Below are 16,796 nucleotides of genomic sequence, written 5' to 3'. Positions count from 1 at the left end.
GGCAGCCATGAAACTGAAATTCAAGGTCCAACCCTATCAGACCGAGGCCGTGAATGCGGTCGTTAACTGCTTCGCCGGGCAGCCGATGTCGAACAGCATCACCTATCGGATCGATCCGGGCCGAAAGGCGCAGACGAGCGCTTTCGAGGAAGGGTTCAAGAACGCCGATCTGGCGCTGACCGAGCCTCAGGTGCTTGCCAACATCAAGGACGTCCAGCGCCGGCAGAATCTGCCAATCTCGGACAAGCTGGTCGCCAGCGCCGGGTGCAGGGTCAACCTCGATATCGAGATGGAGACGGGGACCGGGAAGACCTATTGCTATATCAAGACGATCTTCGAGATGAACAAGCGCTACGGCTGGTCGAAGTTCATCATCATGGTGCCGTCCATCGCCATCCGGGAAGGCGTCCATAAATCGCTTCAGATCACCGCCGACCATTTTACCGAGAGCTACGGCAAGAAGGTCCGCTTTTTCATCTACAACTCCAAGCGCCTGCATGAGCTCGAAAGCTTCTCGTCGGATGCTGGCATCAACGTGATGGTGATCAACATCCAGGCGTTCGCGGCACGCGGCGCCGACAACCGTCGCATCTATGAGGAGCTGGACGACTTCCAGTCGCGCAAGCCCATCGACGTAATCGCCAGCAATCGGCCGATCCTGATCCTCGATGAGCCCCAGAAGATGGAAGGCGCGGCCACGATAGAGGCGCTTCCCAAGTTCAAGCCGCTCATGATCCTGCGCTACTCGGCGACCCACAAGACGCAGCACAACCGTGTTCACCGGCTCGATGCGCTCGATGCCTACAACCAGAAGCTGGTGAAGAAGATCGCGGTGCGGGGCATCCAGACGCGCGGGCTCGCCGGCACGAACGCCTATCTCTACCTCGAGGGCATCGAAATCTCGAAGAAGGCGCCGGTGGCGCGGCTCGAGATCGAGGTGAAACTCGCGAGCGGTGAGATCAAGCGCCAGCTCAAGCGGCTGGAGTTTCGTGACGACCTGTTCGCCGAGTCCGGCGAGTTGGATCAATATCGGGATGGATTCACGATCTCCCAGATCGACGCCCGCAACGACACGGTCGAGTTCACCAACGGCCTGGTGCTCCAGGCCGGGGAGGCAACCGGTGACGTGTCCGAGCGCGACATCCGCCGCATCCAGATCCGCGAGACGATCAAGGCGCATCTCGACAAGGAGAAGCAGCTGTTCGCTCAAGGCATCAAGGTATTGTCGCTGTTCTTCATCGACGAGGTGGTGAAGTACCGCGACTATGCCCAGTCTGATGAGAAGGGCGAGTATGCCAGGGTGTTCGAGGAGGAGTATGAGCTTCTCAAGGCGGAGTATCTGGCGGACCTTGCGGTTGATCACGACGCCTACCGGAAGCATCTGGCGGGTATCGATGCGGCCAAGACGCACAACGGTTATTTCTCGATCGACAAGAAGACGAACCGGCTGAAGGATCCCGCTGTCGGCGCCCGGTCGGTTGATTCAGACGACGTTGACGCCTATGACCTGATCCTGAAGGACAAGGAACGGTTGCTGTCTTTCGCGGAGCCCACGCGGTTCATCTTCTCGCATTCCGCGCTGCGCGAAGGGTGGGACAATCCCAACGTCTTCGTCATGTGCATGCTCAAGCACAGCGACAACACCGTTTCGAGGCGCCAGGAAGTGGGCCGCGGACTTCGCCTGTCGGTGGACCAACACGGCGACCGGATGGATAACCCCGCAGTCGTCCATGACATAAACGTCCTCACAGTCGTCGCCAGTGAGAGCTACAAAAACTTCGTGGCCGGTCTCCAGAATGAGATCGCCGACACGCTGACGTCGCGCCCGCGCAAAGCGACGGAAGCATACTTCACGGGCAAGACCATCACGACGGATGTCGGCCCGGTCGAGATCACGCCGGCTATGGCGAAGCAGATCTACCGCTACCTCTTGAAGAACGACTATTCCGATGACGCGGACCAGATCACCGAGGCCTACCATCAGGCGAAGGAAGCCGGAACCTTGGCGGCTTTGCCGGATGAGCTGAAGGCACACGCCGATCAGATCTTCCAGATCATCGACAGCGTCTTCAGCGATGCGCAGCTGCCCAAGGTCGAGGATGGCCGCAAGCCGAAGACCAATCCACTGAACGAGAATTTCGAGAAGAAGGAATTCCAGGAGCTCTGGCGGCGCATCAACCAGAAAGCCGTCTATCGCGTCGAGTTCGACTCCGAGGAATTGGTCCGCAAATGCGTAAGCGCCCTCGATAGCCAGCTTCGTGTGACGCCGCTCCAGTATACCGTTCAGGCAGGGATTCAGGGCGATGGGCTGACTGACGAGCAGCTCAAGGCAGGTGATGGTTTTGCCCTGACAGGGTCCACGACCGAGCGCGGCGGATCGATCCATTCGCTCGTGAAGTACGACCTCCTCGGGAAGATAGCCGAAAATACGGAACTTACACGCAAGACCGCAGCCGAGATCCTGACCAGCATCCAGAAAAGCGTGTTCGGGCAGTTCAAAGAGAACCCCGAGCACTTCATCGCCGAGGCTTCGCGGATCATCGCCGAGCAGAAGGCCACGATGGTGATCGAGCGGCTGGCCTATGACGGGCTCGCCGAGCGCTATCACGTTGACATCTTTACCGCGAACCAGACCGGTCAGGACTTTTCCAAGGCTTCGGCCAAGCTCAAGCGGCACGTCTACGATTATGTGGTCACCGACTCCGACATCGAGCGCAAGTTCGTCGACGAGCTCGATACCGCCAGCGAGGTAGTGGTCTACGCCAAGCTGCCGCGCGGCTTCCTGATTCCGACACCTGTTGGAGACTACAACCCCGATTGGGCGATTTCCTTCAAGGAAGGAAGCGTCAAGCACATCTACTTCGTCGCCGAGACGAAGGGCAGCATGTCTTCCATGAAGCTTCGCGAAATTGAGAACACCAAGATCGCCTGCGCTCGAAAGTTCTTCGACGAAGTTGGGCGGCGCGTCAGCGAGGATCGCGTCAAATACGACGTCGTCACCAGCTATGACAAGCTGATGGATATTGTCGGGCGTGCAATTGTTTGACGTCGAGTGAAAATTCCGGGGGGATAGGCAGGTGCCAACAGTCGGTTGGATACGTGAGGACGCGCTTGAGGCCTTCTTTGAAGGAACTGAGCGGACACCTAATCCAGGCCCGCCTGCGAAGCCTGCCTTTCGTTGCCCCTTTTGCAGCTCCATTTTTTCTATTCAAACAGAGCTTCACGATCATGTTTACACGAAGCACCGAGTGGAGCGACCTGTGCTGCTTCTGGGAGGAAAGGAACCATCGGGCCGAGCAATTGTCCGTGTTCCAATAGATCAATGTCAGATCGTGATCGCCAATGCGACCGCGGTCAAGATTAGCATCGATGGCCAAGATCTCCAAAGCTCTTTGCCAGATACGGCCTTGAAAAGAATTGCAGAGACGAGGCAAGCCGAGACGAGCTTGATTCTCCTAAATGATACGCAGCCCAATGCCCAGCCCATTTTAACCTATTATACGATTTCGTTCCGGATAGCCGATACCTCAGAACTTAACCATGTTGACGATGTCTTCGCAGAATTACTCGTCTCTTCGTCGATCACTCGCGGCACTATCGACCGTTTCTTGGCAGACGCGCGAACACAAGGTCCCGGCAGCGACTATGCTTCCGGTCTTGCCGACTACTGTCTCGGCGTTTTGCTCAAGGAACGACCTGAGACCGAGAGTCTGACCACTCCGTTCTCGCGCTATCGGGGGCTTTATGGCTCGGCTCTAGAAGTGCTCACAGATTTTGATCGCCCGCTTGCGCGTTTAATAACGGAAGTCGCTCGGTTTGCCCTCAATGATTTTTCCGGGGCAGATCGGCAAACGGGGTATTGGGAACTTGATCTTGCGCGGGCGCTGCTGAGCGATCCCAAGCGTACCAGCATGCCGTCATTGGAAGACAGTGCCAGGCGCCGGCCGATCTGCCCTATTGATCACGGAACAGCGCGAATATTGGATCTGGCAGCACGCATGGCAAGGGAAACCCGATGGAGTCCTATCCTAGACGACGAGTGCCGAAAGGTTGCGAGTTCTGCGGTCCTGGACGCGACCGATCGTGAGAAGGCACTCGCTATTTGGGCTGCGGCAGCTCTGAGAGCGGGCTCATCGCGGAGCGCGGTCGAGCCGCTGACACAAATAGCCGCTGTGTATCCATTTAATGGCTGGGCCGAGCAGAGCTTGGAGAATATTTCAAAGTGACCGAAGAAAAAACGGAACAAACGAGTCTGCCGGTGCACTTGGCCCGTCGGGAGCCTAAGAATGGAAGGAGCGATGGTGAAAGAGAGGTATCGATCGATTTCGAGATTCGCCCGACAATTTCTGGATTCTTTGAGGAGCCGAGAGCTACTGCGACCGCATTCTTCAAGATTCTGCACGCGCATGAGGTAAAACGCTTTTCGATGGCTGATCGGGCAGGCGTCGAAGATCTTATAGAAAAAATGGATGTTGATGGCGAACGCCTCTGGTCGCTTATGTCGCAAGCTTATGTTCCCGAACCGGTTGACGCTTGGATTTGGGAGGCTGCTCAGAGGCGTCTAACCACAATGTTGGGCGAACTCTTCGATCCTCAAGAATTCGACAAGCAGGTAATCCTCAAGTCTTTGGCGCAGGGGCTCTCAGACGGACTTGCCTCAGAAAATAAGGAAACAAGAAAGGGAGCGTTAAATTGGCTTCGCATCGGCCTATGTTGGCTGTCAGAGAAGCGCTCCCTTCAGGCATGGCAGATTGCAGAAGGCTTGCTTCCGATACTGTTTCCTGATGGCAAGAGCGCATCGCGCCTAGCAACCCGTGCGATCCAGAAGGGAAAGATCACCGAGTTTCGGGTCGCCATTGCAATGGCTGGGCTTGCCCACGATATGGTCAAGGTGACCGAGGAAGAAAGAGGCCGAGAGCGTGCGATCTCCGCCAGCCTGCGGGATCGACTTGCCGACACACGTTCTTCGCTCGATCGCCTCCAAGCGGAACTGGCAAGGGTGCAAAATGAACTGGAACAACAAAACGCCAAACTAGCAGAAGTAGAAGCGACGTTGGCCGCTGAGCGCCAGCATTGGGGCCATGATCTTTCGGAGACTCGAGCCGAACAGCGGGTGCTTCTCGGTGAGCGAATCGAGCCGTTGCTTCAGGACGCAGTCGACGCTTTGGAAATCGAGCCATCCGCCCCCAGTCTTGCGTTAAAGCGCATCAAGGCAGTTCTTTCTACGATTGAAGAGGCCAAGGCATGACAGACGTTGTCTTTGGCATCGATTTTGGAACCACAAATAGCTTGGCTGCCGTTACTGTCGGAGGTCGGACCTTGGCCCTGGTGGACCAGGTCACGTTGCGACCTCATCCGTCGGTTATCTGGTATCGGGGGGGAGACATAGTAGTCGGCCGCGAAGCAAGGCAGAACATGGATCGGACCGATACGGGTGCACCGCCGGGGTTTATTCGTTCGCCCAAAATGTCGTTGCGACGCAACGGTCCTATTTTTGTCGATGGCCGGCCCATTGAGCCGACCGACGCGGTTTCTGAAGTTCTGAAGCATCTCAAGAATGATGCGGCGGCCATGCGGGGAGGGGCGCCTGGCAAAAACTTGGCTCGGGCTGTTTTCACCATTCCAGTCGACTTTGGGGGAGTGGAAAGACGAGCGCTGCGGGAGGCCGCCAGAAAAGCCGGTATTGGCGTCGTGCAATTCGTGCATGAGCCTGTGGCTGCGCTTTATGCTTATCTCCGGTCTAAGCCAGACCTTGGCCGAGAGCTTACCCGTCTGGAAGGGCGTTCTGTACTAGTTTTCGATTGGGGTGGCGGTACCTTGGATTTGACTCTTTGTCGAATTCAGGGGGGAGCCATCATGCAAGTGGTAAACCTTGGCGACAATGAAGTTGGCGGCGACAGGTTCGATGAACGCCTTCGAAACCACCTAAGAGCTAAACATGCGGCCGCTCACGGCATTGAGGATATCACAGTCCTTGAACAACCCGGCATGGCCGCAAAGTTACTGCATCAATGCGAGATCCTCAAAATCCATCTATCGGATCCGAAGATCGATAGTGAAGACGTGATCGTTCGAAATTACCTTAAGGAAGATGGTGCCGGTCGGAATCTCCTGGGCACGGTTACTCGTGACGAGCTCAAGGATCTGAGCGCCGGTATTGTTATAAGAGGCCTGGCAAGAATCGATCAAATTTTGGAGCAGGCCCAACTGTCGTACCAGGACATTGAACTCTGTCTTGCCACAGGCGGCATGGTTAACATGCCAGCCATTCGCGACGGCTTAGTCGAGCGATTTATCGGGCGGGTCCCGAAGCTCGATAATGGTGATAGAATTATCGCCGAGGGAGCAGCTTGGATTGCCAGTGACGGCTTACGTCTCACGCTCTCGAAGTCAATAGAGATTCTAGTTGCCGATACATCCGGGCGGGGGACCTACCACTCCCTCGTCGATGCAGGCTGGACGCTTCCGCTCGAGAATGAAACCCAAAATGTGGCCAATACGCGCCTTTTCTGCATTGACCCGCGCGAAGGAAAGGCTGTTGTCGAGGTAGCAAAACCTGCGAAGCTCGGAAAAGTATTGCCTAGCGACCCGCGATTGACACTTTGCGTTGCCAAGGTTGAGGTCGATGCAAACGCCCAGCCACTCCTAGAACGAATCGAATGTCACCTGCAAATCGACCACGATTATATTGCGCGCGTCACTCTGACGTCCACTGGACGTGGAGCCCATTCAAGCGAGGAATTTCATGACCTTGAGTTTGGTCTTTCGCTTGCTGGGGCCGTCCCGCCAAGCAGTGGCTCCTCCCATAGAGAAAAAGCTAGCGCTGGGGGAGGGCCGGCGGGAGCGGCACGAGCTCTTGCAGATAGTAATCTGCTGCAGCGAACAAATGTCGCTCGCTGCGACAACCCGAATTACTCAGATGATGAAAGCTGGAAGCTCGTTCCGGGAGACTTAGTTGCGAAGTGGCGTTCCAGTTACTTTGATACCAGGAACACAGTTGCAACAAGTAGGCAACTTCAAGAGAAGAACTTCTACGTTCCCTGCTCGCGCTGCAAGCGACGAATCTCTCAGATTAAGGCTGAAGGGCCGGTAGCTGGCTGCAGGGGGGCGTGCTGCTGAGCTGGCTTTTCTTGTTGAGACAACGCCTGACAGGAGCAACCGGGCCGACTTCCGCGAAGGCGGACGGAGGGCCGCATTGGTTCGAGAAAGTATGGGCACCGATCCCTTCTCCGACACAATCTACGCGCTCCGGGCGTGCTTGCCGACCGACATGCTGTGTCCGAACGCCCGAAGACGTGTCAGTCGAGTTCAGTGCGATCACCACGCACCGACCGAAATATGCTTGCCGGGCGTGTAAGGAGATGACGGTGCAAGCCTCGGTACCCGCCAACCTTATTGAAGGCGGCATCCCGGCGAAGACCATAGCGACGGTCGCCCATGTCCTTGCCGCGAGGAACACTGAACGCATTCCTCGGTTAGAAGTTCTTCATTCGAGAGAGGCCTCCAACGCCGCGGAAGCGTCTATACGGAACATGGCAGCAGCGATGCTCACGCTTTCCTTACTGGGGAGAGCGGAAAGGTCTAGCGTGCGGCCGAATATTTTGAATGGCGGATCGACGTATTCCACCACTCCGCCTTGTTCGTTCTCCGGCCAATCCAAGCTACTCCAAACGTTGGTGAACCAATTAAGATTCGTTTGTCCGGTGCAATACCAAGCATAAATCGAAACTTTTGACTTACTTAGGGCTGCGTCCTTGAATTGTTCAGGGTTGGGTTCAGTGCCATCGTGAGGATCTTCAAAGCCACTGTCTGACTCGACGTGGACCTCCAGCATCCACGTTCCCGGCATCGTTGAGTTTCTGTCGACGCCGCTCGGAAGGAACAGATATGATGCCTCCAACATAGGTAGCATGTCCCAGGTCCATCGAGCCAAGGGGTTCGTCCCGGAATTACAAGGGCGATCCGCATGCATGGTTTGCCAATAGTAGAAGCCCATGTCGTCGAATTCCGAAACAATCAAGCGAACGACATCAAATACACGTTTTTGGTAAGCCCAAAGTAATCGATAGGCTTTTCGAACATCAGTCAGCGCATCGGCTAGAGAATTCTTATCATCCAAGATCATTTACCTATTTCAGTGCGGTAGGATTTCTAATTAGCTGAAATTGCTCGACGCATTCCGGCCGGTTCACCAAGTCGCTATCAAGAACCTTCGGTGCCGGGAGTATAGTCAATTATCACTCCACCGAAGTGCACCAAATGACGCTCCGTGCGTTGCGTAATGCGAGGCCAAGCCAATCAAATCTGACATGGGCAGCGTTTGACGAAAGCCATGCAATTCCAGCGCTGCTTTCATATCGTCGATGATACGCCGGTTGACGGTGTCGCTTACCTCTACCCGATCGAGGGTCTTGAGCAAATCTGACCAATCTGCAGCGACCGCTGCGACTGTAGCGCCGTGTTCTCTACGGATAATTTCAGTGAACTTGGCGACTGTGTATTCGGGGCCGCCCGGCATTAGTCCACCCAAAGCAACGAGCCAGATCTCGCCAGACGACTCTGAGTCAGCGTTTTCCGCGAGATATGCCAACCACTCCCGCGCCCACTGCCCAGGTTCTTGGCGACCGCCGAGCTTGCATTCGACGATGAGTGTCCAGATTTGAGCAGGATCTCCCGCCGAGAGCCTGAGAACCACATCAGGCTGCACCGCTTGATTCAGTAATTGGCGGCCTTGACCCCAGGTTGGCCAAAACTCGATTTCTATGAGATTGACAATCTTTCGCTCTGGCAAGAACATGGGCCTAAAGGCATTTCCAATGATCTGCCAAAGAATGGCACCGTCCAAATATGCAAGGCGTTCAAAAATCGTCGAAGTCAGAATGTCTTCCGATCGCACGAACACCTTTCGAAGCGAGTCTCCTGCTTTTACGCTCTCTGGAAGACACCGACCTTTTCCATTCAAAATTGCACTTAACATTGTGTCGTCATTATCTATGGGCTTTCCATTTATTACGACGATAAGCTAGTTCCCAAGCATCTGCTGAGGGCAGCGCGGGGCCACGTGCGTCGCTGCGGCGGCAGTTTAGGCAAGGTAAAGGGCCGCCGGCAGTGGCGAACCCCATTATTATGCACGCGGAATGTTGACCGGCATAGGCGCGCCACACTCTGCTCCCCTGTCCGGTCAAAACAGGGTACGGCCCGCGGCAGTGGTGAGTGGTTTAGCTTGGCAGGCCTCGACTGCTCAGTTCTTCTAAAAGCCGGATCGTCGAGTGGCGTTCTCGGCGTGGAAGCTACTCTTTCCGATTTGCTGAACGCGTTGCTGTTGCAATCAGGATGGTCCGAATTGATCGACCCTTTCGACGCCGTTTTCGCCCGCGCTGATTGCCTCGAAGCCGAAGCTGCACGTGTCCGTGCCTTGCTCGACAGGCTCGAATCCTTCATCCTTGGCGAAAGATGCTCCGGAGTATGTTAGTGCGGCGGGATTCCGCTCATCAACCCGCGAAGCCGATCAGGAAGTAGCCGTATGAGAGAAGCTGAGTTCAAAGCCTGGCTCCAGACTAAAAACTATTCGGCGGGCACGATCAGCACGCAGATGAGCAAGGTCCGTAAACTAGACCGCGTGTTTGGTGATCTCGATCTGCTTCATGAGCGTGGCGAGTTCGATGCACTCGAGGTGCGATTGCAGACGGGCGAAGATCTGCCCTCGAGCCTCGGTAACGACGGCGAGCGTGATCACCTTCCTACTAGCCTTCGATATTACCGAAAGTTCCTCGAAGCGGGCGGCCGGATGCACGAGGGGCATCGGGACACCCGCATTGATGAAGCCGGATTTCGTGATTGGCTTGAGGCCAATTATAGCTCGAACACGGTGCGTACAAAGCTATCCGGGGCTCGCAAGCTTGCGAAGGCTTATGGTGACCTAAGCGCGCTCTATGAAGAGGACAAGCTCGAGTCGGTAATGCAGAGCTTGCGGTACACGGCTGCTGACAGAGCGCAGAACAGTCCGAATCCGTCGAAAGTGAACCTGACAAGCGATCTCTATCGTGATCTCGGTAATCTTCGTACCACCGTGAATTACTACAAGCGCTATCATGGCGAACAGCAGTCAAAGCCCGACCGGGACGCGGTCAACAAGGCCATTGATGAATGCGCGTTACTTGGAACAAGTGCGTTCCTGGATATCTACGGGTTTGGCGCGAGCATAGACTATTGGGTTGTGCGGGATGGTGCGCGCTATCCCTCGAAGGCGGTCTTCGGCGTGGCCCATCAGTTCATGCCCGGAGGCACACCGCTTGACGGGAAGGCGTGCGACGGTACGGCGGCCCGGCGTCATTTAGAAAAGCTGGGCTTTGAAATCGTGGAGGGTGAAATGCCAGGCAAACATGGCACGCTCGCTGACCAAGCTTCCGCTGATCGCCAAAGTCCGATGCCGTACCCGATCAACCTCATTCTCTACGGTCCGCCTGGCACAGGCAAAACGTGGCGGACAGCCGAAGAAGCCGTGAAGCTGTGTGACGGTTCCACTCCGGCTGACCGTCACGCGCTGATGGATCGCTATAGCGAGCTGATCAAAGCGCGGCGGATCGATTTCGTCACCTTCCACCAAAGCTACAGCTACGAGGAGTTCGTCGAGGGCCTGCGCCCGCAGCAGGGTGGCTCGGAATTCGGATCCATTTCCACCGAGTCTGCGGGGTTCTCACTCGTCCCCGAAGAAGGAGTTTTCCGTCGAATTGCGCACCGGGCAACGGCAAGCCGAGGTGGTGGTGGTCAATTCGCGATAGGCGCCCGGCAAGTGTTCAAGCTGTCGATCGGCGAGGCAGCCAGGTCGGAGGATGACTATCTCTTCGAGGAGGCCCTCGCTCAAGGCTATGTGCTGCTCGGCTATGATGACATCGACTGGAGCAACCCGCGCTTCGGGGATCGCGATGCGTTTATCGCGGCCTGCCGTGAGTATGATCGCGAGCACCCTGAGAACGGGGCACCGGAGCCGACCGCGCATACAGGGCGTGTCCAATGCCCTCTGATCTTCCGTAACTGGATCAAGCGCGGTGATCTGGTGATAGTATCAAAGGGAAATTCGAAATTCCGCGCCGTTGGCGAGGTAACCGGCGATTACGAGTACGCTGCGCGCGAGAGCGGCGTCTATCCGCATCGACGCAAGGTCAATTGGCTTTGGATCGACAAAGCGGGGGCGCCGGTCGACGATATCTACGCCAAAGGCTTCTCTATGCGCGCCGTCTATCTTCTGGCGCGCAGCGATTTGATTATCCCCGCCCTTGAAGGTTATATCAACGGCCAGCTTTCGGGAGTTGGTCCGGCCGAGCCGGAGCCCTACGTTCTGATCATAGACGAGATCAATCGCGGTAATATTTCAAAGATTTTCGGTGAGCTCATCACACTGATCGAGCCGGACAAGCGCTCGGGCATGCCCAATGCCATCGAGGTCCGGTTGCCATACTCGAAGGAAGCTTTTTCGGTCCCTGGCAATCTCCACATCGTCGGCACGATGAACACCGCCGATCGGTCGATCGCGCTTCTCGATACTGCGCTGCGGCGCCGTTTCCTATTCCGCGAGATTGCACCGGATCCTTTGCTCCTACCCCAGGCCGTTGAAGGAGTACCGTTGCGCCGAGTGCTGGAAACGATCAACGATCGGATCGAATATCTGATCGACCGCGAGCATCGCATTGGCCATGCGTTCTTCCTTGGCGAAAGTGGCAAGGACCGGGCGGCGATCGACGCAACTATGCGCGACAAGGTGATCCCACTCCTCCAGGAATATTTCTTCGAGGACTGGAGTCGTATCGCGGCAGTGCTCGGCGAGCCTCAAGGCAAGGGGGGCGGCTTCCTTGATTGCCGCAAGCTTCGCGACCCGACTGGACAGGGCGGCGAAGAACGCGAAAGCTGGAGTGTACGCTACGAATTCGCATCCGATGCCTATGACCGCCTCGTCGGCAACTCCACCCGTGCCGTGTTGGTCGAGGACTCCATGGATGAGGCTGCTGAGTGACCCACCTCACGGTCCACGAATGGGGACGTGTCTCTGTTGGGGATGGCGGCTTTACGCGGCACCAGGCCGATTCGTTGCTCGCTGCCGCTCGCCGGCATGAACTGGGCGGCGCCGATGGCACGGACATCCTTTGTGACCATCACCGCTTCCTGCGTGCGCGGCAGATGGTGGGCGTGATCGCAGGGCGTGACTGCAGCTTGGAGATTCTGCCCAAGGTCGACCCCGAGGCTACGGGCGGGGAAGCAGTCGGCGTGCGTGCCCGGCTGGTCTATATGCTAGATGTCGCGCTAGGCCTCGATCTTTCCACCGGGGAGACTGCGGCGCTAGCGCATCGGGCGGACTCGCTTCTTGAAATCTTCATCACCCTGTTTGCCGACCGTCTGTTGGCGGAGGTGCGCCGTGGCCTCCCCCACCTCTACCGAACGCATGACGATGATCTGCGCACTTTGCGCGGGCAGTTGGACATGGTGCGCCAGTTCACGGTGCACGCAGTTCGGCCGGATCGGCTCGCCTGCCGCTTCGACGTGCTCGACAGCGATGTGCCGTTGATGCAGGTAGTAAAAGCATGTGTGCTACTTTTGGCGCGGCACGCCCGGTCTGTGGCTACCCAGCGCAAGCTAGCTGAGCTGCGCTTCTTGTTGGCCGAAGTGAGCGATGTTGCCCCATGGGCGCTGCCGTGGAGTCAAGTCCGCATCGACCGGTCGAGTCGGCGGTGGAGCAAGCTGCTCGATCTCGCGCGGCTGCTGCTTGGCGGGCGCTGGCAACAGACCCATGCCGAGGCGCGGGGCCCAGAGGGCATCACTTTGCTCTTCCCGATGAACGAGCTATTTGAGCGCTTTGTGGCTGTGCAGCTCCGTCGCGCACTCGCGGGCACGGGACTCGATGTTGTTGCCCAAGGGGGCTTCGCCTATTGCATGGGGATGTGGAAGGACGGCGAGGCAGTGATTGGCGATAGTCACCCTACCCGTCCGGATATTCTGATCAAGCGCAGTCGCCATGTCGTCGGGGTGATCGATACCAAGTGGAAGCATGCTGCTAAGGGCGTCGCGCATTCGGATCTGTATCAGATGATGGCCTATTCGCGCCTCTATGCCTGCTCTCGGCTTATTCTACTCTACCCCGCCCTCCCAGGCGAAATTGCCCTGAGTGTTGATACCAGAGGCATCCCGCCCGGCCGGGATCGCTTGGATATCGCGACGGTTCCAATCGAGCAGTGTTCAGCAGAAATTCAGGGCAGCCTTCGTCAACTAGTGTTCGACGGAGAGCGCCATTCCGGAACCATCAATAGACCTGCTTTCAACCAAGCTTGAAGTGGCCTACTTGCAACGTTCCTGCTTATGGCGGGCCGAAGCACTTTTTTGGCCGCCCAGCGGCACTGGTGGTGTTTTGCCTACGTACGGGAACAATAGCCCAGTACGATGCGTTTCCCGCATCTTATCCAAGGGGCATCCTAGGGCCTTAACCACGTTTTCTGTTGACACTCGATTCGCGAGTGATTCTAAGTCTTGAGTCGGCATAGGCCGCATCGGCAGCGGAGGCGAGCAAATGACCAAGATTCACGCAATGGGTGATTTATCCACGCTTCTTAGACCCCCGGAATCGGGAAAAGCTGTGAATGCTCATGTGATTCCTTATGTGGCAGAGAGAAAGCCAGATTTCACGGCGATGATGCGTGCTATTCAGGAAAACCAGCTGCAACAACCTGAACGGCAAATAAATGACGACAAGGTCGCCAAAGAAGGTATCGGGGACTAGTTCGAATTCGAAGCCGGAACGCTTTCCCAGATCGAAGGAACTACCCACCCAAACACCTATGTTCTGGGTGCAGCAGAAGGATCGCTACCTTCGTCAATTGCTGATTCGCGATATCGAAGAGATTACTGGCCGGCGGCTTATTGTCTATTTCGCAAACCGCTATCTGCCTAGCGATATCGATCCCCGGGATGTTGCTATCATGCCGGAGATTTTGCATGATTTACATGGTGCGCCTACCGACCTTTTCCTCGAAACTACGGGAGGCTTTACGGACGCAACCGAAGGCCTTGTTTCCCTAATTACGAACACCATCAGCGACCTTCGAGTCATCGTTCCGAATGCCGCAAAGAGCAATGGTACATTGCTCTGTCTCGCAGCACGGTCGATAATGATGGGCGGAGCCTCTGAATTGGGGCCCATCGAACCGCACTTGAATGGCATTCCGAGTACCATTTTGAACACGCCAGAAATTGCGGCTCAAAATTTTCCTCTCCACATGTCTGGAAGATTTGCTCTCAACCAGACGAGAGCTCTGGCGACCACCTTGCTTCAAAGGGGGATGATGAAAAACGCCAATCCGGCCGCTATCGATGCGGCTGTGGCAGCGCTTTCCTCGCGCGAGAAATATCATTCCCACGGCTCAGTTATCGACTACCGAGAAGCGAAAGCGCTGGGATTGGAAGTCGAGTACCTGCCTCCAGAGGAGGAGCTTTGGCAGCGTATCTGGTTGCTCTATTCGATGTACGATTTCGATTCTCGCCAGAATGGCTATGTCAAGGTTTTCGAGGGGCGGGCAAGCAGCACTGCTGTAGCTGCGCCGCCAAACGCATCATAGTGACGATTCGCATCCGCGTTTGCGAGGTGCCTCGCCTTTAGGGATTGCAACTGCGCAAAGACATTCGGTGATGACCGGGTGATGACCAGAAGGAGCGGGCCGAAGATGCACCGTCCCTGCCTATCGCTAAGTCATTGAATTTTAAGAAGGAACTGGTGCCGCTTGCGTGACTCGAACACGCGACCCCATCATTACGAATGATGTGCTCTACCGGCTGAGCTAAAGCGGCGCCAACGGTCGTTCAGAAGGCGATCCTTGCGGATGCGCCGCCCTGATACAGGCAAGCACAGCGGAAGGCAAGCCCTCTCGCGCATGCGGCCCAAGTTTAGAGTCAAACTCTTGACGCGGCACAAGCTCCCGACTATAGCAACCCACACAAATTTTGGCGGGAGGTTCCGCCCCCATTCTGGGGTGGCGGTTTTCTTTTTGCCCAAGCGGTTCTGTCGGCGCAAGCCATGCAGGATTGCCGGACCCTCTTAACACCGGCAGGTTCTTCCGGATCTGCCCTGGCCCCGCTGCAGCGGCGCCGTTCCGAATCGAGAAGGATAGACAAGATGTCCCGCCGTTGCTCGTTGACCGAGAAGGGCGTTCAGACCGGCCACAAGGTGAGCCATTCGAACGTCAAGACCAAGCGCAAGTTCCTGCCGAACCTGCACAATGTCACGCTGATCTCCGACGTGCTCGGCCGCTCCGTGCGCCTGCGCGTCTCGGCCGCCGGCCTGCGCACCGTCGAGCACAATGGTGGCCTCGACGCCTGGCTGATCAAGGCCTCCAAGGATGAGCTTTCCGCGCCGGCCCTGCGCCTGAAGCGCGAAATCGAAAAGAAAATGACGACTGCCCACTAAGGCTGGTTGCATGACTGACTTTTCGGGCCGGGGCCTTGCGCTCCGGCCTTTTTCGTTGTCGGGCCGCATGGCGTCTGCAGCCCGTCCTGCTCCAGATGAGCAAAGCTTAATGTGACCTCCCCTTGACGGGACATGCCCGTATCGGCGATTTGAAAGCGCCGGTTACCGGGCCCCTCTGGCGCATGCCCTGCATGACGCGATGTCGGAGCCGGCTTCGATGTTCTCGAAGCAAAAGGGTCCGGCACGATGCTCGATTTCCTGTATTCCGATTTTGCCGGCCAGCCGACCTGGATGTGGCTGGCCTTCCTTGCCTTCGTGGCGTTGCTGCTCGCCTTCGACCTCGGCGTGCTCAACCGCGACGACAAGGTGCTCAGCGTCGCCGACAGTTTCAAATTGTCGGCTGTCTATATCGCCATCGCCATGGCTTTCGGCGGTGCCATCTGGTGGGGCATGGATACCCGCCCCGACGGCACCAGCCCGGCGCTCGACTATTTCACCGGCTATTTCATCGAGAAGTCGCTGTCGATCGACAATGTCTTCGTCATCGCACTGATCTTCCGCTACTTCGCCGTGCCGCCCGCCTATCAGTATCGTGCCCTGGTCTGGGGTATCCTAGCCGCCGTGGTGCTGCGCGGCATCATGATCGCGGCCGGCGCCAGCATCGTGCAGAGCTATGGCTGGGTGCTCTATATCTTCGCGGCCTTCCTGATCCTGACCGGCCTTCGCATGCTGGTGGCCTCGGACGACCATGCCGAGTTCAAGGAAAACTGGCTGGTGCGCTTCCTGCGCCGCCATATGCGCATCAGCGAGGACCTGCATGGCAGCCGCTTCGTGGTGCGCCAGCCGGACCGCACCACCGGCCGGAACCTGCTGCATGCCACGCCGCTGCTGCTGGCCCTGATCGTCATCAACGTCGCCGACATCGTCTTCGCCGTGGACTCGGTGCCGGCCATTCTCGCCATCACCACCGATACCTTCATCGTCTACACCGCCAATATCATGGCCATTCTCGGCCTGAGGGCGCTCTATTTCGCTCTGGCGGCGATGATCGATCGCTTCCACTACCTCAAATATGCGCTGGCCCTCGTCCTCGTCTTCATCGGCGGCAAGATCTATTGGGGCCATCTCGTCGGCAAGGTCGATCCGGCCCTCGCCCTGATCGTGACCGTGGCGATCATCGTCGGCGGCATCGTCTTCTCGCTTTGGAAGACGCGAGGCCAGGACAGCTCGAGCGTTTCCTCCTGACGATGGTGGAGAAGAAAGGGTAACTCCCGCAAAAGTTGAGCTGTTTCAGCGGGAACAGACGGGCTAGAGTGATGGCGTGATGATGGCTTGATCGGGTTCGTCCGCT

12 protein-coding genes and 1 tRNA gene are annotated in these 16,796 nt (G+C 57.0%); 10 read left to right on the top strand and 3 right to left on the bottom strand.

Annotation, left to right across the window (positions count from 1 at the left end):
- Positions 1-7: 7 nt before the first annotated feature.
- From ABXS05_RS07955 to ABXS05_RS07940, 4 genes are all read left to right on the top strand, one after another.
- Positions 8-3,046 carry a type III restriction-modification system endonuclease gene (locus ABXS05_RS07955; protein WP_367623508.1) on the top strand — a complete coding sequence of 1,013 codons (3,039 nt, stop codon included), beginning with the start codon at positions 8-10 and terminating at the stop codon, positions 3,044-3,046.
- Between the two features lie 214 nt (positions 3,047-3,260).
- Complete coding sequence (locus ABXS05_RS07950) at positions 3,261-4,226, top strand: hypothetical protein (RefSeq protein WP_367623507.1); 966 nt, start codon at positions 3,261-3,263, stop codon at positions 4,224-4,226.
- The gene (locus ABXS05_RS07945) at positions 4,223-5,248 is read left to right on the top strand and encodes a hypothetical protein (RefSeq protein WP_367623506.1); all 1,026 of its coding nucleotides are present in this window, start codon (positions 4,223-4,225) and stop codon (positions 5,246-5,248) included. The genes ABXS05_RS07950 and ABXS05_RS07945 overlap by 4 nt, the downstream gene beginning before the upstream one ends.
- The gene (locus ABXS05_RS07940; RefSeq protein ID WP_367623505.1) at positions 5,245-7,119 is read left to right on the top strand and encodes an Hsp70 family protein; all 1,875 of its coding nucleotides are present in this window, start codon (positions 5,245-5,247) and stop codon (positions 7,117-7,119) included. The genes ABXS05_RS07945 and ABXS05_RS07940 overlap by 4 nt, the downstream gene beginning before the upstream one ends.
- 367 nt (positions 7,120-7,486) lie before the next feature.
- Here the strand turns inward: ABXS05_RS07940 and ABXS05_RS07935 are convergent, their stop codons facing one another.
- Both ABXS05_RS07935 and ABXS05_RS07930 read right to left on the bottom strand, forming a co-directional pair.
- Positions 7,487-8,125 carry a PM0109 family protein gene (locus ABXS05_RS07935; protein WP_367623909.1) on the bottom strand — a complete coding sequence of 213 codons (639 nt, stop codon included), beginning with the start codon at positions 8,123-8,125 and terminating at the stop codon, positions 7,487-7,489.
- A 105-nt stretch (positions 8,126-8,230) separates the two neighbouring features.
- A complete protein-coding gene (locus tag ABXS05_RS07930; RefSeq protein ID WP_367623504.1) occupies positions 8,231-8,977 on the bottom strand; it encodes a hypothetical protein in 747 nt (248 codons plus the stop codon).
- Positions 8,978-9,523: 546 nt separating this feature from the next.
- Here ABXS05_RS07930 and ABXS05_RS07925 point away from each other — a divergent pair.
- The 4 genes from ABXS05_RS07925 (at position 9,524) to ABXS05_RS07910 (ending at position 14,600) form a co-directional block, all read left to right on the top strand.
- Positions 9,524-12,010: a DUF8426 domain-containing protein gene (locus tag ABXS05_RS07925; RefSeq protein WP_367623503.1), complete on the top strand. Its 2,487-nt coding sequence runs from the start codon at positions 9,524-9,526 to the stop codon at positions 12,008-12,010.
- Positions 12,007-13,320: an McrC family protein gene (locus ABXS05_RS07920; protein WP_367623502.1), complete on the top strand. Its 1,314-nt coding sequence runs from the start codon at positions 12,007-12,009 to the stop codon at positions 13,318-13,320. Before ABXS05_RS07925 ends, ABXS05_RS07920 begins: the two co-directional genes overlap by 4 nt.
- A 235-nt stretch (positions 13,321-13,555) precedes the next feature.
- A complete protein-coding gene (locus ABXS05_RS07915) occupies positions 13,556-13,765 on the top strand; it encodes a hypothetical protein (protein ID WP_367623501.1) in 210 nt (69 codons plus the stop codon).
- A 58-nt stretch (positions 13,766-13,823) separates the two neighbouring features.
- Complete coding sequence (locus ABXS05_RS07910) at positions 13,824-14,600, top strand: SDH family Clp fold serine proteinase (protein WP_367623500.1); 777 nt, start codon at positions 13,824-13,826, stop codon at positions 14,598-14,600.
- Positions 14,601-14,753: 153 nt separating this feature from the next.
- Here ABXS05_RS07910 and ABXS05_RS07905 read toward each other — a convergent pair.
- Positions 14,754-14,829, bottom strand: a tRNA-Thr gene (locus ABXS05_RS07905).
- Between the two features lie 325 nt (positions 14,830-15,154).
- On the opposite strand from ABXS05_RS07905, the gene rpmB reads away from it, so the two are divergent.
- A complete protein-coding gene (gene rpmB, locus ABXS05_RS07900) occupies positions 15,155-15,445 on the top strand; it encodes a 50S ribosomal protein L28 (RefSeq protein ID WP_311934034.1) in 291 nt (96 codons plus the stop codon).
- Between the two features lie 246 nt (positions 15,446-15,691).
- Positions 15,692-16,690: a TerC family protein gene (locus ABXS05_RS07895; protein ID WP_311934033.1), complete on the top strand. Its 999-nt coding sequence runs from the start codon at positions 15,692-15,694 to the stop codon at positions 16,688-16,690.
- Positions 16,691-16,796: the final 106 nt, after the last annotated feature.

It is taken from the genome of Labrys neptuniae, assembly GCF_040797145.1.
GTDB lineage: Bacteria > Pseudomonadota > Alphaproteobacteria > Rhizobiales > Labraceae > Labrys > Labrys neptuniae.
This window is presented reverse-complemented; position numbering and strand designations above follow the sequence as displayed.